Here is a 20,330-nt window from a genome sequence, read left to right on the forward strand (position 1 = left end):
CTTCGATGCTCTGCGGCCAACCCCGTAGGTGTCAAGGGTCCCGGACCGTCGAACGGTCGCAGCGCGCTGACCTTGTACGGGGAAAGGGTGAGGAAACAGGTCGGAGGAATCTGGAAACGGACTCTTGTGCGACCGGTGTCCGTCACTTAACCTCGCTGCAACATCGAAGCGCTTCGACGAGGCAGCCCGTTGACCGCTTCAGCTCAGCCGGTGCAGTGCCACCGGCTCGGCCGGTAACGCCCCCTACCTCAGACACAGGGCCGAGCGGCAGTCGCCGCCGCGGGCCGTCCTGTTGCACCACGAAGGGTTGACCCCATGACGCCGAACTCTCCCTCCGCTCCCAGCCGGAGACGATTCCTCGCCTCCTCCGTGGTTGTCGCGGCAGCCGTGGGCGGCGGGCTGCCGCTCCTCACCGCCTGCGGCGGCGGTTCCGGCGGTTCGAAGAACGAGGGCACGACGACGGGCAAGAAGCTGAAGGACCTCCTTCCCGCCTATGTGCCGTCGAAGGCGGTCACCCCGGACATCCCCAGCAAGAACGGCTCCGCGGTCGGCTTCACCACCGCCGTTCCGGCCGCCGAACTGGCGGTGTCGGTGCCGGAGAAGCTGGGCAAGGGCAGCGAGCTGAGCATCATGGCTCCGCTCTGGGGCACCTCGCCGGGCGAGGGCAATCCGTACTGGACGGCGATGGACGAGGCCGTCGGCGTCAAGGTCAAGTGGCAGAACCAGGACGGCAACGTCTACGGCCAGAAGCTCGGCGCTGTGCTGGCGTCGAGCAGCATCCCGGACGCCGTCGTCGTCCCCGGCTGGGAACTGGGCGGCAAGATCCCGAGCGCCATCGCCAACAAGTTCGCCGACCTCGGCCCGTATCTCTCCGGCGACAAGGTGAAGTCCTACCCGAACCTGGCGGCCATCCCCACCGGTGCCTGGCAGCGCGGTGTCTTCGCGGAGAAGCTCAGGGGCCTGCCCATGCCGGCCGAGGCGACCCCCAACATCACCCCCTTCTACCGCGCCGACATCTTCGAGGAGAAGGGGTACGAGGTCCCGACGACCACGCAGGAGTTCTACGACCTCTGCAAGGAGATCAACGCCCCGAAGAGCAAGGTGTGGGCGTGCAGCGACATGACGTGGTCGGCGTTCGTCTTCTTCGGGGTGCTGCCGGAGAAGCCGTACTACTGGAAGCTCGTCGACGACAAGCTGGTCAACCGCTACGAGACCGACGAGTACCTGGAAGCGCTGGAGTGGTCGCGCTCGCTGTACTCGGCCGGCTTCGTGCACCCGGATGCCAAGGCCGAGACGGGTGACATGCGCACCACCTTCTCGTCCGGAAACGCCCTCATGTACAACGCGGACATCTCCGACTGGTACGCGGCCACGGCGATCCAGCGGCTGGACAAGCCGGACTTCCGGATGGGGGCGATGGACTTCTTCGCCCATGACGGCGGCGACCCCGTCATCTACGAGGCCGCCCCCTCCAACATCTGGTGCTTCGTCAACAAGAACGCCGACAAGAAGACCGTCGAGGACATCCTCGCCCTGGCGAACTACACCGCCGCTCCCTACGGCACCAAGGAGCAGCGGCTGAAGGCGTACGGCCTGGAGGGCACCCACCACACGCTCAAGGACGGTGTCCTCACCAAGACAGAGAAGGGCAACAACCAGGTCTTCGCCACCTACGAGTACATCGCCACCTCCGCCCCCTTCCGGGCCTACCCCGACCACCCGGACGTGGTGAAGGGCGTCATCGAGTGGCAGCAGCGTCAGGGCGCGCACCTGAAGAAGCCGCTCTTCCACGGCATGCAGATCCAGGAGCCGACCCGCTACACCGAGCTCAACGCGCAGTTCGAGGATCTGGAGAAGGACATCGTGCGCGGCCGCAAGAAGGTCGGCGACATGCAGCAGCAGGTCTCCGACTGGAGGACCAAGGGCGGCGACAAGCTGCGCGACTGGTACAAGAAGCTGCTCGACGAGACCGGTGAGTCGGCCTCCTGACATGGCACTGAGCACAGACGGCCGGCGCGCGCGGGAGTCACGGACGCCGCAGGCCACGACGCGGGCGGCGGCCGGTGAACGGCCCGTCGCCACGAAGATGCCGCTGCGGCACCGGCTGCGCCGGGACCGCACGCTGCTGTTGATGACCGTGCCGGCGATGGTGCTGCTGCTGGTCTTCGCGTACATCCCGCTCGCGGGCAACGTCGTCGCGTTCCAGGACTACGACCCGTACATCGCGGACAACGCCTTCCAGGCGATCACCCAGAGCCCATGGGTCGGGTTCGAGTGGTTCCAGCAGATGGTGCACGACCGGTTGTTCTGGTCGGCCCTGCGGAACACACTGGTGATCTTCCTGCTCCAGCTGACGCTGTTCTTCCCGGTGCCGATCCTGCTCGCGCTGTTCATCAACAGCTTCGTGCGGCCCCGGGTCCGTGCGGTGGCGCAGGCGATCCTGTATCTCCCGCACTTCTTCTCCTGGGTCCTGGTCGTCACCGTCTTCCAGCAGATGTTCGGCGGCGCGGGACTCATCGCGCAGACGCTGCGGGAGCACGGTCACGAGGGTTTCGACCTGATGACCGACCCCGGTCTGTTCAAGTTCCTGATCACGTTCGAGATGGTCTGGAAGGACGCCGGCTGGGGTGTGATCGTCTTCCTGGCCGCCCTGGCGGCGGTCAGCCCGGACCTCTACGAGGCGAGCGCCATGGACGGCGCGAACCGCTGGCGCCGGATCTGGCACATCACCCTGCCGGCCCTGCGCCCGGTCGTGGCGCTGCTGCTCGTGCTCCAGGTGGGCAACGCGCTGACCGTCGGCTTCGAGCAGATCCTGCTCCAGCGCACGGCGGTCGGCCCAGGGGCCTCCGAGGTGCTCGACACCTACGTCTGGAACGTCGGTATCACCAACGGCGGATTCAGCTACGCGGCGGCTGTCGGGATCGTCAAGGGAATCTTCGGTCTGCTGCTGGTCCTCGGGGCCAACAAGGTCGCCCATCTCATGGGTGAGCAGGGGGTGTACAAGAAGTGAGCAGCCTGCTCTCCGGCCTGACCGGCTTGGCCGGTGTGAAGCCCGGTACCCGCGGGCGCCTGCGTCCGGCGTGGGAGGAGGAGCCGTCGAGGACGGGGCTCGCCTCCAAGGGCGTGGTCATGGTCCTGATCTGCCTGGCCGTCCTCTTCCCGCTCTGGGTCGTGATCGTCACCAGCCTGTCCTCGGTGAGGACGATCACCGAGGCGGGCGGTCTCGTGGTGATCCCGCGCGGCATCACCTTCGTCGCCTACCAGGAGCTGCTCGGCGGCGGACAGGTCACCCGGGCCACCGTGATCAGCCTCTGTGTGACGGTGGTCGGGACGCTGTTCAGCATGACGGTCTCGGTCCTCTGCGCGTACGGCCTCTCGCGTACCGGCTCCGTGCTGCACCGGCCGCTGCTGGTGTTCATGCTCGCCACGATGTTCTTCGGCGCGGGGCTCATCCCCACCTATCTGGTGGTCCAGGGACTCGGTCTCACCGACTCCTATTTGGCGCTGATCCTGCCGAGCGCGCTGAACGTCTTCAACATCCTGGTGCTGCGTGCCTTCTTCATGAGTACGGCCCAGGAGCTCATCGAGAGTGCCCGGATCGACGGGGCCGGTGACTTCCGCATCCTGTGGCAGATCGTCATGCCGCTGTCGCGTGCCGTCATCGCCGTGATCACCCTGTTCTACGCGGTCGGTTACTGGAGCGCCTGGTTCAACGCCTCCATCTACATCAGCGACCCGGAGATGATGCCGCTGCAGAACGTGATGAACCAGCTGGTCCTCAAGCAGGAGCGGCCCACAGGCCTCGCCCAGGTCATCAACACCGGCCATCTGTCACCGCTCGCCATCCAGATGGCGGTCATGGTGCTGGCGCTGATCCCGGTCGCGTTCCTGTCGCCGTTCGTCCAGAAGCACTTCAAGGAAGGCATGCTCACCGGCGCGGTCAAGGGCTGACTCCCCCCGACGCCTGTGGCATCCCGTACGACATCAGGAACGAGAGGTCCATGCCCTCCCTGCACGACGCCACCCGTGGCCGCGTCCTCTTCGGAGGCGACTACAACCCCGAGCAGTGGCCCGAGGAGGTGTGGGCCGACGACGTCCGGCTGATGAGGGAAGCCGGGGTCAACTCCGTCACCGTCGGGGTGTTCTCCTGGGCGAGAATCGAACCACGCCCGGGAGCACGGGAGTTCGGGTGGCTGGACCGTCTCCTCGACCTGCTGGCCACGCACGGGATCGGGGTGGTGCTCGCCACGCCCACCTCGTCCCCGCCTCCGTGGATGGGAGCGCTCCACCCGGAGACCCTGCCGCGTGCCGAGAACGGCACGGTCGTCTCGTACGGCTCACGCCAGCACTTCTGCCCGAGCTCTCCGGTCTACCGCCGTTACGCCGCCGCGCTCACCGAGGACCTCGCGGCGCGCTACGCGGACCACCCGGCGCTCACCGTGTGGCACATCAACAACGAGTACTGCACACACTGCTGGTGCGACGAAACAGCCGCGCACTTCCGCCGCTGGCTCACCGCCCGCCATCACACCCTCGACGCGCTCAACGAGGCCTGGGGCACCGCCTTCTGGAGTCAGCGCTACGACACCTGGTCCGAGATCCTGCCGCCGCGCGCCGCCCAGTACATGCGCAATCCGGCGCAGATGCTGGACTTCAGGCGGTTCACCTCCGACGCGCTGATGGAGTGCTACGTCGCCGAGCGGGACATCGTCGCCCGGCACACCCCGCACATCCCGGTGACCACCAACTTCATGCCGCTGTGGGCCGGCCAGGACGGCTGGGCGTGGGCGGAGCAGGAGGACGTGGTCTCGGTGGACGTCTACCCGGACTCCACGGACCCGCGGGGCGCGCAGTACAACGCGATGCTCGCCGACATGACGCGCTCGCAGGCGGGCGGGCCATGGATGCTGATGGAGCAGGCGACGGGCGGCGTCAACTGGCGCCCCGTCAACCGCCCGAAGCCGGCCGGGCTGAACCGGCTCTGGTCGCTCCAGTCGGTGGCCAGGGGCGCCGACGCCGTCTGCTACTTCCAGTGGCGGCAGTCGAGGCAGGGCGCCGAGAAGTTCCATTCGGCGATGCTTCCGCACGCCGGCGAACAGGGGCGCACCTTCCGCGAGGTGAAGCGGATCGGCGCCGAACTCGCCCTGATCGGCGGTGAGGTGGCCGGGACACGGGTGACGGCCGATGTCGCGGTGCTGCACGACTGGGATTCCTGGTGGGCGAGCGCACAGGAGGGCCGGCTGTCCTCCCTGGTCGACTACACGGCGCTCGTGCAGTCCTGGCACGGGGCGCTCTGGGAGAACGGCACGGCGGTGGACTTCGCCCGTCCGGGTGCCGACCTGAGCGGCTACCGCCTGGTCGTCGTCCCGCAGCTCTATCTGCTGCGGGACGCGTCGATCGAAGGACTGCTCACCTACGTACGAAACGGTGGCACGCTGGTCTGCGGCTTCTTCACGGGCATCGCGGACGAGGACGACCGGGTCAGGCCCGGCGGCATGGACGCCAGGCTGCGCGAGCTGTTCGGCATCCGTACGGTGCACGAGTGGTGGCCGCTGGACACGGACCAGGTCGTGGAGTGCGAGGGCTTCCGCGGCACGCTGTGGTCGGAGGAGCTGGAGCCGGACGGCAGCGCGGACACGGTGTCCGCCTACCGGGGCGGTGAGCTGGACGGACTGCCTGCGGTGCTCCGCAAGGGCTCGGCCTGGTACGTCTCGACGCTGCCCGAACCCGAGGCGCTGCGCAGACTGCTCGGCACGGTGACGGCCGCTGCCGGCGTACAGCCGGTGCTGGACGGGCTGCCCGACGGGGTGGAGGCGGTGCGCCGGGGCGCGCTGCTGTTCCTGCTCCACCATGGGCGGTCCACGGTGACGGTGGAGCTGCCGGGCCGGTACACGGACCTGCTGACGGGCGCCGAGGCCGACAGACGTCTTGAGCTCGGCCGCTACGGGGTCGCTGTACTGAGAGACCTGCCGGCATGAGCGACGGGACATGGGAGCCGGCCCCCGCCGCCCGCTGGGAGGACGCGTTCCTCAGCGGCAACGGCAGCCATGGGGCGATGGTGTACGGCGACCCGGCGGACGACCGGGTGATCGTCAACCACCACACCCTGGTGCGGCCCAACGGCAGTGAGGAGCTGCGCCCGCCGGAGCTCGCCGACGGGCTCGGCCGTCTCCAGGACGCGCTTCTGGGCGGGGACACCAAGGCGGCCGAGGACTTCGGGGGTGGCAGGCCGCTGGTGTGGGTGCAGCCCTTCCACCCGGCGTTCATGACCAGGGTCCGCCGTGACCGTGGACTGCACGATGCGGTCGCCGGCTACCGCCGCGAGGTCGACTTCACCACGGGTGAGGTCCGTGCGTCGTACGAGGGCTGGCACAGCCGGGTGTTCGTGTCGCGGGCCGACGACGTGATCGTGCAGCACGTCACCGATCCCGGGCTCGGCGCCGAGGTCTGGCTCGACCCTCGGCTGCCGGGGGCTCCGGCACGGCTCGCGGTGGGCCGTTCAGCGGTGCTGACACCGGACGGCGCACGCCTCGCGCTGCGGGTGGGCTATCCGGGCAGCGGCCTGGCGTACACCGGGGTGACGGTGGCGCGGGTGGACGGCGGCACGGTGTCCCTGGCGGGCGAGGGCATCCGCGTCGAGGGGGCGCGCGCACTGACGCTGACGACCCGGGTCCACCGGGGGGCCGGGGTCCCGGCTGTCGGAGCGCTGTGGGCGGATCTGCCGGACGAGGGCTACGCGGCGCTGCTCGACCGGCACCTGCCCCCGCACCGGACGGCGTACGGCAGGGCGTCACTCACCCTGCGCGACACGGCCGGCGAGCGGGAACTGCCCGGCAGCGAACTGCTGCGCCGCCCGAAGAGCCCGGCACTGCTGGAGCGTCTCTTCGCCGCGGGCCGTTACCATCTGCTGTCCTCATCGGGGCTGTTGCCTCCCCGGCTGACCGGTCTGTGGACCGGTGACTGGGACACCGCGTGGTCCGGTGCCTTCACCACGAACGCCAATCTCAATCTGCAGATCGCCTCGGCCGCCCCGGCCGCCCTGCCGGAGGTCACTCAGGCCCATGCCACCCTGGTTCAGGGGCAGTTGGCTGACTGGCGTGACAACGCCCGGGCGCTCTTCGGGGCGCGGGGCGTCGTCGCGCCGTCCCACACGGACGGCGTCTCGGGTCACACCCGGCACTTCCAGCGCGCCTACCCGCTGCATCTGTGGACGGCCGGCGCCGACTGGCTGCTCCAGCCGCTCCTGGAGCACGCCGAGGTGACGTCGGGCGTCCCGGATCCGGCCCTGACCGCCGCCCTGGTCGAAGTGGCCCTGTTCTACGAGGACTTCCTGAGCCGGGAGGATCCGGACGGGAACGTCGCCGTGGTGCCCTCGTACTCCCCGGAGAACCGTCCCGCCAACGCGAGCTGGGTCACGGTCAACGCCACCATGGACATCGCCGCGGCCCGCCACGCCCTGACGACGGCAGCCGAGCACGCCCCGGGGCACCCATCGGCCGGCCTGTGGCGCTCGCTCGCCGGCCGGCTCCCCGCATACCTGGTGAACGAGGACGGGGCGCTCGCCGAGTGGGCCTGGCCAGGTCTGCGGGAGACGTACGACCACCGCCATCTGAGCCATCTCTACCCGGTGTGGCCGCTGGACGGGATCAATCCGTACGACACCCCGGAGCTGGCCGGGGCCGCACACCGCGCGCTGGAGCTGCGCGGCTCGGAGAACGACTCCGCGCACGGGTATCTGCACCATGCGCTGATCGCCGCCCGGCTGCGGGACCCGGCCCGGGTGTCGGGGGCGCTGGACGCGGTGCTGGGCGGCGACTTCTTCCACGACTCGCTGATGAGCTCCCACTATCCGGCCAGGAACGTCTACAACGCGGACGCGGCCCACACCCTGCCCGCTGCCGTGATCGAGTCGTTCGTCCAGTCGACGCCCGGCCGTCTTGTCCTGCTTCCTGCCGTCCCCGCCGCGTACCCGACCGGTGAACTCCTGGGCATACGCACGCGGTTCAGAGCTGGGCTGGACCTGCGGTGGTCGAAGGACGGCGCGAGCGCCGTGCTCCGTCCCACGCGTGACGCACGGGTCGATCTGCGGATGCCCGACGAGCTCACCCTCACCGAAACCTCCGCCGGAAACCCCACGGCTCCGCTGGAGCTGACGGCCGGCGTGGACCGCGTCCTCACCCTGGGGCCGCGGTAGCAGTCCTCCATCCCCACATGGAAGGAACACCCCATGGCACCATCCACCACCCTGACCAGACTGTTCCTGGCGCCGACCGCGGCGGTGGCCGCCCTGATCGGCTTCGCGGCGGCTCCCGCCCAGGCCGCGGTCTGGACCTCGTCGGAGCAGTGGGGCAACTACACCACCGACGACGGCTACATCCTCTACAACAACATATGGGGCTCCGGAGCGGGCACCCAGACCATCTGGGCCGACTCGTCCAGCAGTTGGGGCGTGACGGCCGACCACCCGGACACCGGTGGCATCAAGTCGTACCCGAACGCGAAGAAGATCGTCGACAAGCCGCTCTCCTCGCTGTCGTCGCTGACCAGCGACTACAACGTGACGGTCCCGTCGGCGGGCGCGTACAACACGTCCTACGACATCTGGGACACGGACTACGACTACGAGGTCATGCTCTGGGTCAACTACAACGGGGCGGTCGGCCCGCTCGGCACCTCCCAGGGGACCGTCAACCTCGGCGGCCACACCTGGGACGTCTACAAGGGCGACAACGGCGCCAACGAGGTCTTCTCGTTCCTGCGGACCTCGGACTCGTCGTCCGGCACCGTGGACATCCTGCCGATCCTGAAGTGGATCAACACGGAGGGCTGGTGGGGCGACGAGACCATCGGTGACGTCCAGTTCGGCTACGAGATCACCTCGTCGTCCGGCGGACTGGACTTCGTGACCAACGGGTTCGACGTCACGTCGAGCTGACGTGGACGGGCCGGGGGCGCGGGGCGCCCCCGGCCCGGTGTCAAGGCGCGGCCGAGCCCCCGGCCAGCCAGTGCGCGGTCCGCGTCCAGGTCCCGGGTGAGGACTTCTCCAGCAGCGCCGCGAACCGTTCGGGGCGGGCCAGCAGCCTGCGCTCACGCGGGTGCAGCTGCGCATGGGCGAGCAGCCACCCGGCCAGTGCGTGCGGGTCGAGCGGTCCTGGACCACGCAGCTGCTCGGTGTACGCCGCACGTGCCGCTGCCGGGTCCCCCGCGACCAGCAGTTCGTCGGCCGAGGGTGAGCCGCCGGGCCGGAACTTCCCGCGCTGGTAGAGGCGGGTGCGGTCGTCCTGCCAGTAGCCTCGGCCCGGCTCCGGCGCGACCAGGGGTGCGGCACCCGGTGCCGGGGCGGCTCCCGAGCGCAGCGCCTCGACGAGCGCGCTCCGGTCGTCGTCGTCGCAGCGCAGATTGCGCAGCCGCCACTCCACCCGGTGGCTGGCCGCCGCCGCCCGCGCCCTGGCCACGGCGGCGGGGTCCAGCGGCTCCCTCAGCCAGCCGTCGACGGTCGCCGACAGCCGGGTGACGAGCCGCAGGCCGGGCTCGGTGAACCGGGCACGGGTGGCCAGGGTGCGCAGGACCGTACGGGTCTGGAGCCGGCGCAGCGCGAAGAGGAACGACGCCCGCCCGTCCCGGTCGGCGGCCGGGTCCCCGATGCGCCCCCGCCAGAATCCGGTGACGCCCACGAAGGCGTACGCACCGTGGAGGAGGCCGGGCAGGTGCCGGGGATCGGCCCGCCACGGCGCGTAGTGGCACTCCGTGCGGTCGTCGTCGATGAGCGGGAAGAGGTGGAGCAGGGCGCCGAGTTTGCTGTGCTGGAACTCATGGACGAGGGTCTCGGCGAGGGCGAGGCCGTCCGGCGGCCGGGCGATCACCATGGAGCCGAAGGCGTCACCGGTGGACGCGCTGAGCCCCTCGGCGGGCACGGGTAGCTCCGCGTCGCCGTCCTCGGCGTGCCAGGGCACGATGCGGCTGATCTCCTCGGGCCGCAGCCCGCCGGGTCCGGTGCCGCCGCCACGGAGGATGGCCACGGCATCGCGGAACAGCCCCTGCCAGGAACGCAGTTCGTCGGGGCCGAGGCGGCGGGGCGCGATGGGCTCGTCCAGGTCGCGGTAGGGGTCGAGGTCATCGAGCTGGACGGTCGCCCCCGGGCCGGTCTCCAGCCGGTGCACCGGCAGCCAGTGCGCCGATTCCGGTTCGGTGAGCGGGCGTACGACGACGGTCTGCGGCCCGTCCCCGGGGCGGACGGTGAGCGTCCCTCCGGACACCGAAGCCCGCACGGCACGGAAGGCACCGCTGTCGGGGCCGGGCAGCCGGAGCATGCCCAGCGCGGGCAGGCTGACGGCCGTCCCCCGGGCGGGCAGGGTCAGTTCGGCGTCGGTGCCCGCGTGGACGGCGGCCGCGAGGGCAACCGCGGCGATCTGCCCGGCGTCGGCCCACAGGGGTGGCCCGGAGGCGGTTCCGTGCAGCCGCCGGAGCGTGTGTGCGAGCCAGCTGCCGACCTGGGGGGTCAGCAGCAGAGCGTCGACCGGCTCGGGAGCCCGGGTGGCGGCGGCCTCCAGGACGGGCCAGATCGCCTGGGCGTCGAGCGGGCCGAGGACGGCGGGGTCGGCGTCGAACCGGTCGAAGGCCTCGCGCAGGAGAAGAAGCCGACGCGTACGTTCGCCCTGGGCCAGGAACGCGACAGCCTGGGGCGAGCCGCCGCCTGCGGCGAGCTCGTCGAACAGCGGGCCCGGCATGCGGATCGGCGCGTACACATCACTCCCTGTCGTGGGCGGATTCATCCCGGACCTATTCGGCTCTCCCCGGCTCGCCGCCGCCCCCCATGGCGTTGGTGCGTGCGCGCCTCAGCTCCGCGAGGACCCGTGGGCCGGCGTGGGTCGCCGTGAGGCGGCGCAGATCCGCGACGCGCACGGCGGTCAGGTCGATGAGGTCGGACTCGAGGTGATCGGGTGTGCCGTCGGCGGGCCCCGGCTGGTACAAGACGCGCTCCCCCTTCGCGAGCGATGGCACAGGATGCCACCGTTTACTCCATCATGACGACTGAGACCCCTTCCCGAAACCCGTATGATCACGCCAGCCGATCACATTCCAGGCCGGGAGTCCTCGACGCAGTTCCGGACCGACTCCTCGAGTTCGGCGGAGCGTTCGGCGTCGTCGTCGAGAAGTTTCACGGCGCCGTACAGCGTCCACAGTCCGTCGGGCCGCTTTCTGAGGGTGCGTACGATCCCGATCACATCGGTGCGCGGCGTCTGGTGTCTCGGCATCCGGGCGACGGCGGCCGAGGGTAACTCGTTGATCAGGGTCTGCCGTTCGTCACGGTCGTTCATCAGCGGATACGCCATCAACGCGTCGATGAGCCGGACCAACGGCTGCCCGGCCGAAGGGGGTGGGGCCGACTGCCTGATGTCCGCGTGTCCCGGTCTCTCCAGACGGAAGTCGGGGAGCTGACCGGTGGGGTTGGCTGCCCCCAGTGCTTCCATCCGCGCCTTCACCGCCTCGAAGAGGGGCGCGGGGTCGGGCAGCAGTTCGTCGGGAAGCGCGCTCAGCACGATGTCCGAGAACACGCCGAGCCTGCGCTGCGGATCGTTGCCGGCCCGCTGCCCGCGCCCGGCCGCGAACATCAGGATCTGCTCGTGCGCGGCGACCCGCCGCCCCGAGGGGAGGATCTCCGTGGGCGGGGGCTGCGGGAAACCGTGCATCTCGTCGAACGTACGGCAGGCGTCGACCATCCACATCTGTACGCCCAGGCCAGGGGTCACATCGCTTCTGAGCCGGGCGAGTGCCGACTCGACGTGGATGTTGCGCCGGTCCCTCGAGGTCGCGTCGGCGGTGTAGAGCCGTGTGTTGTCGTCCGGGTCCAGCACACCGTGTCCGCCCCACCACACCCACAGCGCTTCGTTCCGGCGGTCGGGGATGTCCTCGATGAACGCGCGTCTCAGCGATTCGTGATCGGCCGGGCGGAAGGGGACGTCGGGAACGCTCCCGGGCAGGGGTGCGAGATGGAGCTGGATGTGGGTGTCCGGCACTCCGCGGGCCAGCAGCCAGTCGCGGAACCGCAGGGCGTCACGGGCGGGGCCCGGAAGATCCCAGCTGGTGCCGGCGGCGTACTGCTCGATACCGACGACCAGGGCGCGGACGCGGTCCGGTGGTACGGGTCGGCGGGTCATGGCAGGCGTTCCCCGATCGCCCGATAGACAGCGGGATCGGTCCAGTAGGCGCTGTGTGCCACGGGGAAGGGCTGCCGGCTGTCGGTGGCGATGTCCTGGGCGCGTCCCGGGAAGAGCGGCTCGGCTGCGTACCCCAGCAGGTCGCGGCGGTCGTGGAGATTCAGCCACGGCGGCACATGGGCGGGCAGCGGATCCGGGTGTTCGAGCGAGGGCAGCGCACCCGTCTCGTACAGGAAGGGCCCCTGCGAGCCCACGGTTACCAGGAGCTCGACCCCGGGCAGCGGCCCGGATATGAGCGTGTCGAGAGAGATGATGCCACCGAGGCTGTGGCCGAGCAGGACTACGGGGGGCTCCAGAGTGGCGACGAGGTCCCGCAGCCCCTGGCGCATGGCCTCACCCCGGGCGAGGTATTTGAGGATGTCGCCCGCGGCCGGATGCGCGGCGTCGGTGAGCGCGCGACGCCGCCGCACGGCGTAGCGGGAACCGATGCGTACGAGCGGCCTCCCGGCCATCCGGAGCAGCGGGCCCCGGCCGGTGCCGGCCGGTGGCGCGCCCAGCCGCTCGGCCAGGGCGGAGACGGCCGCGTCCCTGAGGTCGCCGACACTCTGCACGGGGCTGTCGGCCGCGAGGCCTGAGGCGATGACCGAGGCGGCCAGCGACCTGGCCAGCACCCACGCCAGGGTCTCCTGGTCCAGGGAAGCGGCGGCGGGACCGAGCAGAGGAGTGCGCGCCAGCTCGGCCGCGGCTTCGTCGAGGCCCGCCGGGAGAGGGCCGGCCCCGGGCTCGCCCTGTGCCGCGATCTCCCGCAGGACCGCCCTGGGCCGTTCGTCCGGGAACGCCGCTCCGGGAGGCGTCTCACGACCGGACGCTCCGGCGGCCGCCGTCACCAGCTCGGCCGACGGGTCGTCGTACAGCCGGGCCCACTCCGCCACCTCGTCCACCTGGTCGTCGAGGCCGCCGGTGTCCCGGCCGGTCCCGGCTCCTGGCGGGCCGGGGATGCTGGCACCGCCGGCCGCGAGCGTCGCCCCGTGGCGCTCGCCCCACCGGTAGGCGACCAGCTGCGCACCGGGATCCACGGCCGTCAGGCCCGATGTCACCCGCGTGAGCAGCGTGGTGAGGTGCGGCTCACGCACCCCCGTGCCATGAGTGAAGACCACCGTGGTCATGTGTCCGCCCCCGTCGGCTCGTTGCCGTGGGCCCGGCCGCCGTCTCGGAGAACGGCCGGCCGGGCCCACGGTCACTCGGACGCGCACAGCCTCACATCGGCAGCGGCGTGATGTCGCACTCGATCCGCTGGTGCAGCCTGGCCGCCGTGTGCCACGGGTGGCCTGCCCCCAGCGCTCGTGAAAGCCCTTCCACAGCCCGCGCGTTGAGGCGGTCGGCCTCCGCCGACTCGCCGAGGCCGCGCTGGTCAAGGGCGAGGTTGGCCGTGCACGCGAGGGTCAGCGGGTGATCGGCACCCGCGCTCTCGACCAGCTTGGGCAGCACATCGGCGTCCACCGCGCGGGCCTGGGCGAAGTCCAGGCGGGCGTAGTGGTCGTTGGCCCGGCACATCGCGGTGGTGAGCGTGTCGATGTGCATCGGTCCCAGGGAACCCTCCAGCGCGCGCAGCGCCTCGATGTCCAGCGCCTCCGCCCTGTCGACATCGCCCTGTGCCCTGAGCGTCGCCCCCAGGTTGGCCTTGGCGAACTGTGTGTAGGGGTGATGCTCACGGAGCACCTTGCGGTATCCGGCCAACGTCTGCTCCCCCAGCTCGCGGGAGCCTGCCAGGTCGCCGTTCAACCGGCGTTCGACCATGGCGTGGATCGCGGCGCCGAGAGCATCGGTGTTGTTCAGTCCGTAGCGGGTGGTGAACCGCTCCAGGATCTGTTCGGCGAGCGCCGATCCTCCCTCGACCACGCCTGCCCTACGCCTGCACACGGCGAGGGTGAGGGCGGCGCGGATGGTCGCCGCGTTGGTCTCACCGAAATGAGGGATGTAGGTGAGGTAGTTGGACTCCTGAAGGGAGCGTGCGCCCAGATAGTCACCCCCGTCGCGGATGTCCATGGCAAGCGCGTTCACTGTGTTGAGCGTCAGGCCGTTCTCCGGGCCGTAGAGGAGCTCCCGCTGTCGCGCGGTCTCCTCGTCGAGCTCCCGCGCCGTCGCGAACCGGCCGTTCAGCCGCAGGGACACGCCGTAGTCGTGTGCCGCGCTCAGCGTCGTGGGGTCCTCGGGACCGAACAGGTCACTGGCCCGGGTGAACGCCTCCTCCCCGAGGGCCAGCGCCTTCTGGAACTCCCCCCGGTGGCGCAGCGCACCGGCCATCTGCCGCATGGAGTCGATGAGTTCCTCGTCCGGGATGTCCGCGCCACGCGAGATCGCCAGCGCCCGCTCGTTGTGCACGACACCCTCGTCGGAGCGTCCGAGCAGCCGCAGGTAGAAGCCGTGGAGCTTGGCGATCCGGATGACGTGCAGGTCCTCGTCACCTGACTGGGCACGCCAGGCGGACCAGGCCAGTTGGGCCTGGGAGGCACCCGACTCGTGCGCACCCCAGTAGTAGAGGAAGAACACCATGTCGTAGACGAGGTCACGGACCCAGCCGTCGGAGCTCTCCACCGCTCCTGACGCGATCACATGCGGGAGGATCGCCTGGTACGCGGGCCATTGGTCCGGCGAGGCGGGTGCGCCGGGCTTGGCCGTCGTGAGCAGCAGATGGGCCGCCCGCGTCATCCTGTTCCGCTCGTCGACGTCCATCCTGGCCACGATCACGTTCTGCATCAGCCGGTGCATCTGGAGCGTGGACGTCTTGTGGTCCAGTCTCACCAGCGACAGCTTGCTGAGGTCCCGGGTGGCGCGGGCGAGCAGGAGCGGGTCGCGCAGGACCGGGTCGAGCTCGGGCGTGATCTGGACGTTGCGTCCGCCCCTGAAGAGGTTGAGGGGGATGGGCTCCGGCGCCATGCAGGCGCAGATCTCCAGGAGTTGGCGTGCCGCCGGGCTGTCCTGCGAGAGCCTCCCCAGCGAGATGTCCCAGACAGCGGCGACCGGCACGGGGTAGTCGGGAGACGGGTCGAGCTCCAGGATCTCCGGCCGGCGTTCCTCCAGCAGACCGAGGTACTCGTCGACCGGCATCCCGGTGGCGGCGTGCCAGGCGCCCGCCTGTTCGACCGCGAGGGGCAGGTCGCCCAGCGCCGCGGCCATGCGGTCGGCGTCCTGCGAACTGAGGCCCCGGGCCCGCCGCTGGAGAAGGGCGATGCTCTCGTCCCGTTCGAAGACATCGACGCTGAGCGGCGTCGCGACGCGTTCCCACTCGCGGTTGCGGGAGGTGACGAGGATCTTCCCGGGTCCGCCGTTGGGGAAGTAGGACCGGACGGCCTCGATGTCCTCGGCGTTGTCGAAGACCAGCAGCCAGTTGTCGAACGGCTTGCCCGTGCGGAGTGCCTCGCGCACGGCGGGCACCGCGGCGTTGGCCTGCGGTCCCACCTCGAGGCCGAGGCTGCGGGCGAGGTCGGCGAGAGCACCCAGGATCAGGTTCTCCTGCTCCGAGGGGATCCACCAGATCACATTGAACTCACCGCTGTGGCGATACACGTACTCCACCGCGATCTGCGACTTCCCCACACCGCCCATGCCGTGGAGCGCGTGCGGGAGGACGGCTGTGGTCTCGTCCTGGCGCAGCTGCCGGTCCACAGCCTCCAGCAGATTCTCCCGCCCCGTGAAGTTCGGGTTCTTCGGCGGCACGTTGCCCATGATCTTCGGCTGGCCCGTGCGGACGAACCGTAGCTCAGGTGCTGTGGCGTGCGTGCGCTCGTCGACCCGGTCCTGCTCGGTCTCTACGGGTGGTGTCGTCGGCGACACAGATCCTCCAGGTGGAACCGTCGAATGCGACGGGGAAGCGGGGTCGTTCTCAATCACATCAAATGCCTCTTTATCATCTATTTCCACCCCCGTCGACGCTCCCGCGCCGCGCGGCAGCTCGCCTTTCAGACGCGCGGCACGACGCCGGTACGGCAGGCCGCCCAGCGCCTTGAGCACGGCGACTTCGATGCGCAACCACGCCGGCCCGCCCTCGCCGTCCGGGAGCGCCGCGTGCGCCGGGTCGCGCAGTGCGGCACGCAGTCGCAGGCCCTGCCCCTGGCTGGCGCGCGACTCGGCCAGGAGGCCCACGGCGCGGGCGAGTTGGGTGCGGCTACCGGTGGCCAGCAGCGCTTCGCGGATGCCTTCGGCGAAGTCGGGGCCGTTCTCGCCGTCCCGCTCCCAGTCGATGAGCCCGCCCATCATCACCTCGGCCAGGTGCTCGGGGCGTGCCTCGGGGAAGGCGCGCGCCCGCAACTCCTCGATGACATCGAAGCGCAGGGGTGCCACCGCCAGCAGGACGGCGAGGTGCCGTGCGAGCGGACTGGCCAGGGCGACGAATCTGCGCACGGCGTCCGCGGCCGCGCGGGGGCCGTCGGTCCTGGGCGCGCGCAGCCCGGCCGCGGCCACTCCCTTGGCCATCGCCCCGGCCAGAACCACGGGCAGCGTCCGTCGCACGCCACGTTCGCCGGTGACCAGATCCGCCCAGGCGCGGAACGAACCGGGGCGCAGACTGAGGACCGGCACGGGCACGGCCCCGTCTCCCGTGTCGGGCAGAAGGTGAGCGTGTTCCGGAACTCCGTGCGGTGGGTGGCAGCGGAAGTTCCGGTTGAGCGCGGCGAAGCCGGCGGCGTCCAGACGGGCCCGGAACGGGTAGACGGAGGACCGGTGGCGCAGATACGGCGGCAACAGATGGACGAGCGCCGTGGGTCCGGCGGCGGAGAGCCGTTCCAGCAGGTCATCGGCGCCGCCCTCGGCCCATCCCGATGCCAGCCCGTCGGTCACGACGAGGAAGAGCCTTCTCCCCCTGCCGTCCAGGAGTTCGGCGGGGTCGGCCCGCCGGTTGCCGGGCCAGCGCAGTTCGGGCGGGGCGGAACCGGGCAAGGAGACCCCGACCGTACGGACGTCCCGGAAGGCTCCGCTGCGCACCGCTTCATCGGACAGTTGACGTAAGGAGCTGTCCCACACGGGCATGGTGGGTGCCCTGTCCACGAGCAGCATCAGGTCGAGCGCGCGTTCCTGGACCGGTTCGAGATAGGGGATCCACAGTCCGTCGATGACCCCGTTCTCCGCGGTACGCGCCTCGTCCAGCGAGCTCCCGTGCCGCGACGGGACACGTCGGCCCAGGCCACGCAGGGCTTTGGCCAGGGGCAGCGGTAACAGGCGCCTCGCGGGACGCACATCGTCGGGCAGGACGGCACCGGGCCCGCCGGCCCGGGAACGGGTGCCGTCGAGAAGCTCCACTTCCTGGGGCTCCACACCTGGCCGGCTCCCGGAGGGCACGGTGTCCTGCTCGCCCTGCGGGGAGAAGGGAGCCGCGACCTCGGTGAGCGCACTGTCCACGTCGCCCGGTGAAGGCGCGGGGTCCGGGTCGCTCTCCCCGTCCGCGCCAATACCTGCCCGGCGCCACGCCGCAGCCAGCCAGACCGCGTCGGCCAGATCCTGCCAGCTCGCCTCGCCGTCCGTTTCCTGGAGCGCGCCCTCGCTCGGCGCGGGCGGCGTGTCCGGGGCGCGTTCCCGTGGCGAGCCGTTCATCAGCGGCCCTTCGAGAGGTCGCGGAGGAGCATCTCGATGAGCTTACGCCCGTCGGTGTCGTCGCGGAATCCGTGCGCCGTGGTGAGCTGTACGGCGTTCAGCAGCTGATCGACGGACTGGGTGCCCCCACCGTCCAGTCGTCTGACGAAGTCGTCCACCAGATCCTCGATGCCTTCGGGGCGCCGGCCCAGATGGCTGGTGACGATCGAAACGAGGTGTTCGCGGCTGGGCGGACGCATCTCCAGCGGCAGGCAACGGCGCCGGAAGGCCGCAGGGAATTCGCGCTCCCCGTTGCTCGTGATCACCACGACGGGGAACTCCGCGCACTCGACCCGGCCTGCCTCGATGACGGCCCTGGCCTTGGGGTCGTCGGTGAAGACGGACACATCGGCCACATCGGCGCGCACCAGCTCCGGGATCTCGTAGCTGCCGTTCTCCAGAACGTGAAGCAGATCGTTGGGCAGGTCGATGTCGCTCTTGTCCAGCTCGTCGACGAGCAGGACCCGGGGGCGCTCGTACGCGAGCAGTGCCGTCCCCAGCGGGCCGAGCGTCACGAAGTCCCCCAGGTCGGGAGCGCTTCCCGGGCTGCCGTCCGGTCTGCCCCCGGCACGCCAGGCCGCGATGGCCTGGGCCCGCCCGATGGCGTCGTACTCGTAGAGACCGCCCCGCAGCGTGGTGCGGCTGACGATGCTCCACGGCAACACCCGGCCGAGCCCCAGCTCCTGGGCGATCAGATACGCCAGCGTGGACTTGCCGACCCCGGGCGGGCCCGTGATCAGCAGCGGACGGCGCAGCAGGAGTGCGGCGTTGACCGCGTTGATCTCCTCCTCGCGTAACTGCGGGCCTTCCTGCACCGTGCCGAGCCGCCGGAGCGCCGACTGCGCGTCGTCGGGAGCCTGCGGCTGGATCGGGCTCCCGGAGAACACCCGCCAGGGCGGGGGCTGCGGCAGCTCGGGCGGGTCGCCCGCGGGGGGTTGTCCCGTTGCGTGGAACACCCTCCAGGAGGGGGGCATGACGGACTGCGCTGCCGAGGCCTGCTCGGTCATGCTGTCAACTCCTCGCAGTCGATCAGGCGGTTGGGATCATCCCACAATAGGGCCAAATGCTTCCCGAGGGACCAATTGTCACTGTCCATCCCCTCGGCCTTCCTGCGCAGCTCACTCACCTTTGAAGGGATTTGCGCGGGGTGGTGGGCGAGCAGGAGCGTCAGCACCTCGCCCGACAGGTCAGGGCTTCCCGTTCTACGGTCCCAGGCCGCGAGGCCCACCCCCTGAGCGATCGCTGTGACGAGTGCTTCCAGACCCTGACCGGGCAGAGCGGGAACATCGAGAATGACGGCGGTCAGGCCCGGGTTCGCTATCAGCTTGGCACGCCAGCGGTCGAGCCGCTCACCCTCCTCACCGTGCCAGCGGTACGACTCGGCCACACCGGCGTTCCTCAGTTGTGTCCAGCGTTCCCGCCACAGAGGCAGATATCCGTCCCTCTGCGCCGCCCTCATGCGTTCGAGGGACCGCAGATGTACGTGGTAGTGGAGACTGATCGGCAGTGGGTCACCGCTCCATGTGCCCATCTCCAGGCGCGCCATGTCATGGTTGAGCAGCGTGAACGGCAGCACGAACTCGACCTGTACGGCGGGTTCGCCGGTCTTCACGGGCAGGCCCGCCCAGTGCTCCTTGCCGCGCCCGATGGCATGCTCCACCTCACCGGCCAACTGGTCGAGGGTGGTGGGGCGCACCTCACCGGCCACCGGCTCCCAGTAACCTGGCGCGGGATTGACCCAGTGACGTACGTAGATATCGGCCGAACTGTCGTCCGCGGGCTCCACCATCACAACGAGGCAACGTGCCACTTCGGGGTCAGCCTTGGGTAGAGCCACGATCGCGCGCCGGCGTTCGTCCAGAGCGCGCACCGCCTCCACACCGACCTCATCGGCCCATGCGTCCGACCACGCCCTGAGCGCATCGGCCAGCGCCGGCCTCTCCAGGAACGCGATGATCTCGACCAGCACGAGCGCGGGGGGCAGACCGTCGGCCTGCGCATTGACCCCGCACAGGTCGTCGAACCGCTGGGCGGGACTCCGGCCGTACGGTACGTCGACGCCGAGTTCGTGGTTCAGAAGAGCGTGCAGTCGTCCGTCGTCGACACGCCCCACGTCGGCGAACAGGCGATGGATGTCCCGCACCGCACGGTCGCCGAACTCGGGAGAGGCACCGGCGACCGTCTCGTGGGACTGAGCGGCCTCCGCGATCCGCGGCACCTCGTCCGCGCACTCACGGCCCGCGATGGCGTGCACGGCGGAGATCAGGGCGTCCACGCCCTTTTCGTACTTCAGGAGATCCCGGAGGAAGGACAGCATGTCGGCGCGCGGATTCTGGCGCCGATAGGTGATCTCCACTTTCAGGAACTCCGCGGCGAAGCCGATGAACTGCGCACACTGGTCGCGATCCGTCACGAAGTCCTGCACGGAAAGGAAGTCGACCAGCGCTCCGATGAGCCGCGCTCTGGTCTCCCCCGACTCATCCGCACCGGACAGCCCGTGCACCATCACCGACCACCCCCGTCGAGTCGGTACCACCTGCATGACCG

13 protein-coding genes are annotated in these 20,330 nt (G+C 70.3%); 6 read left to right on the plus strand and 7 right to left on the minus strand.

The features are described 5' to 3' along the window. Positions 1–315 precede the first annotated feature (315 nt). The 6 genes from OG623_RS03590 to OG623_RS03615 are packed head-to-tail and all read left to right on the plus strand — an operon-like array spanning position 316 to position 8,935. Positions 316–1,989, plus strand: a complete 1,674-nt coding sequence (locus OG623_RS03590) for an extracellular solute-binding protein (RefSeq protein ID WP_406144210.1) — start codon at positions 316–318, stop codon at positions 1,987–1,989. Between the two features lies 1 nt (position 1,990). Then, positions 1,991–3,010, plus strand: a complete 1,020-nt coding sequence (locus OG623_RS03595) for an ABC transporter permease (RefSeq protein WP_406144212.1) — start codon at positions 1,991–1,993, stop codon at positions 3,008–3,010. A gap of 5 nt (positions 3,011–3,015) precedes the next feature. Then, positions 3,016–3,951: a carbohydrate ABC transporter permease gene (locus tag OG623_RS03600; protein ID WP_406151663.1), complete on the plus strand. Its 936-nt coding sequence runs from the start codon at positions 3,016–3,018 to the stop codon at positions 3,949–3,951. 50 nt (positions 3,952–4,001) lie between these two features. After that, a complete protein-coding gene (locus tag OG623_RS03605) occupies positions 4,002–5,978 on the plus strand; it encodes a beta-galactosidase (RefSeq protein WP_406144214.1) in 1,977 nt (658 codons plus the stop codon). Next, positions 5,975–8,194: a glycosyl hydrolase family 95 catalytic domain-containing protein gene (locus tag OG623_RS03610; RefSeq protein ID WP_406144216.1), complete on the plus strand. Its 2,220-nt coding sequence runs from the start codon at positions 5,975–5,977 to the stop codon at positions 8,192–8,194. Before OG623_RS03605 ends, OG623_RS03610 begins: the two co-directional genes overlap by 4 nt. Positions 8,195–8,227: 33 nt before the next feature. After that, the gene (locus OG623_RS03615) at positions 8,228–8,935 is read left to right on the plus strand and encodes a GH12 family glycosyl hydrolase domain-containing protein (RefSeq protein WP_406144218.1); all 708 of its coding nucleotides are present in this window, start codon (positions 8,228–8,230) and stop codon (positions 8,933–8,935) included. 40 nt (positions 8,936–8,975) lie between these two features. Here OG623_RS03615 and OG623_RS03620 read toward each other — a convergent pair whose 3' ends face one another. The 7 genes from OG623_RS03620 to OG623_RS03650 form a co-directional block, all read right to left on the minus strand. Next, on the minus strand, positions 8,976–10,745 hold the full coding sequence (locus OG623_RS03620; RefSeq protein WP_406144220.1) for an HEXXH motif domain-containing protein: 1,770 nt from the start codon (positions 10,743–10,745) through the stop codon (positions 8,976–8,978). Positions 10,746–10,779: 34 nt separating this feature from the next. Further along, the gene (locus OG623_RS03625) at positions 10,780–10,971 is read right to left on the minus strand and encodes an aldo/keto reductase (protein ID WP_406144222.1); all 192 of its coding nucleotides are present in this window, start codon (positions 10,969–10,971) and stop codon (positions 10,780–10,782) included. A 101-nt stretch (positions 10,972–11,072) separates the two neighbouring features. Next, the gene (locus OG623_RS03630; RefSeq protein WP_406144224.1) at positions 11,073–12,158 is read right to left on the minus strand and encodes an effector-associated domain 2-containing protein; all 1,086 of its coding nucleotides are present in this window, start codon (positions 12,156–12,158) and stop codon (positions 11,073–11,075) included. After that, the gene (locus OG623_RS03635) at positions 12,155–13,324 is read right to left on the minus strand and encodes a hypothetical protein (RefSeq protein WP_406144226.1); all 1,170 of its coding nucleotides are present in this window, start codon (positions 13,322–13,324) and stop codon (positions 12,155–12,157) included. Before OG623_RS03635 ends, OG623_RS03630 begins: the two co-directional genes overlap by 4 nt. Before the next feature lie 91 nt (positions 13,325–13,415). After that, positions 13,416–17,744, minus strand: a complete 4,329-nt coding sequence (gene fxsT / locus OG623_RS03640) for an FxSxx-COOH system tetratricopeptide repeat protein (RefSeq protein ID WP_406144227.1) — start codon at positions 17,742–17,744, stop codon at positions 13,416–13,418. Beyond that, entirely contained in the window at positions 17,744–18,790 is a 1,047-nt protein-coding gene (locus OG623_RS03645) for an AAA family ATPase (protein ID WP_406144229.1), read from the minus strand. The genes fxsT and OG623_RS03645 overlap by 1 nt, the downstream gene beginning before the upstream one ends. Beyond that, the gene (locus OG623_RS03650; protein ID WP_406144231.1) at positions 18,787–20,289 is read right to left on the minus strand and encodes a hypothetical protein; all 1,503 of its coding nucleotides are present in this window, start codon (positions 20,287–20,289) and stop codon (positions 18,787–18,789) included. Before OG623_RS03650 ends, OG623_RS03645 begins: the two co-directional genes overlap by 4 nt. Positions 20,290–20,330: the final 41 nt, after the last annotated feature.

The sequence above is a fragment of the Streptomyces sp. NBC_01012 genome (assembly GCF_045162755.1).
In the GTDB taxonomy this organism is placed as follows: domain Bacteria; phylum Actinomycetota; class Actinomycetes; order Streptomycetales; family Streptomycetaceae; genus Streptomyces.

Bases quoted from the DNA above. Each gene is read 5' to 3' on its own strand.
- OG623_RS03590 (WP_406144210.1), top strand. From the start codon at position 316: ATGACGCCGAACTCTCCCTCCGCTCCCAGCCGGAGACGATTCCTCGCC.
- OG623_RS03595 (WP_406144212.1), top strand. From the start codon at position 1,991: ATGGCACTGAGCACAGACGGCCGGCGCGCGCGGGAGTCACGGACGCCG.
- OG623_RS03605 (WP_406144214.1), top strand. From the start codon at position 4,002: ATGCCCTCCCTGCACGACGCCACCCGTGGCCGCGTCCTCTTCGGAGGC.
- OG623_RS03610 (WP_406144216.1), top strand. From the start codon at position 5,975: ATGAGCGACGGGACATGGGAGCCGGCCCCCGCCGCCCGCTGGGAGGAC.
- OG623_RS03615 (WP_406144218.1), top strand. From the start codon at position 8,228: ATGGCACCATCCACCACCCTGACCAGACTGTTCCTGGCGCCGACCGCG.
- OG623_RS03630 (WP_406144224.1), bottom strand. From the start codon at position 12,158: ATGACCCGCCGACCCGTACCACCGGACCGCGTCCGCGCCCTGGTCGTC.
- OG623_RS03635 (WP_406144226.1), bottom strand. From the start codon at position 13,324: ATGACCACGGTGGTCTTCACTCATGGCACGGGGGTGCGTGAGCCGCAC.
- fxsT (WP_406144227.1), bottom strand. From the start codon at position 17,744: ATGAACGGCTCGCCACGGGAACGCGCCCCGGACACGCCGCCCGCGCCG.
- OG623_RS03645 (WP_406144229.1), bottom strand. From the start codon at position 18,790: ATGACCGAGCAGGCCTCGGCAGCGCAGTCCGTCATGCCCCCCTCCTGG.
- OG623_RS03650 (WP_406144231.1), bottom strand. From the start codon at position 20,289: ATGGTGCACGGGCTGTCCGGTGCGGATGAGTCGGGGGAGACCAGAGCG.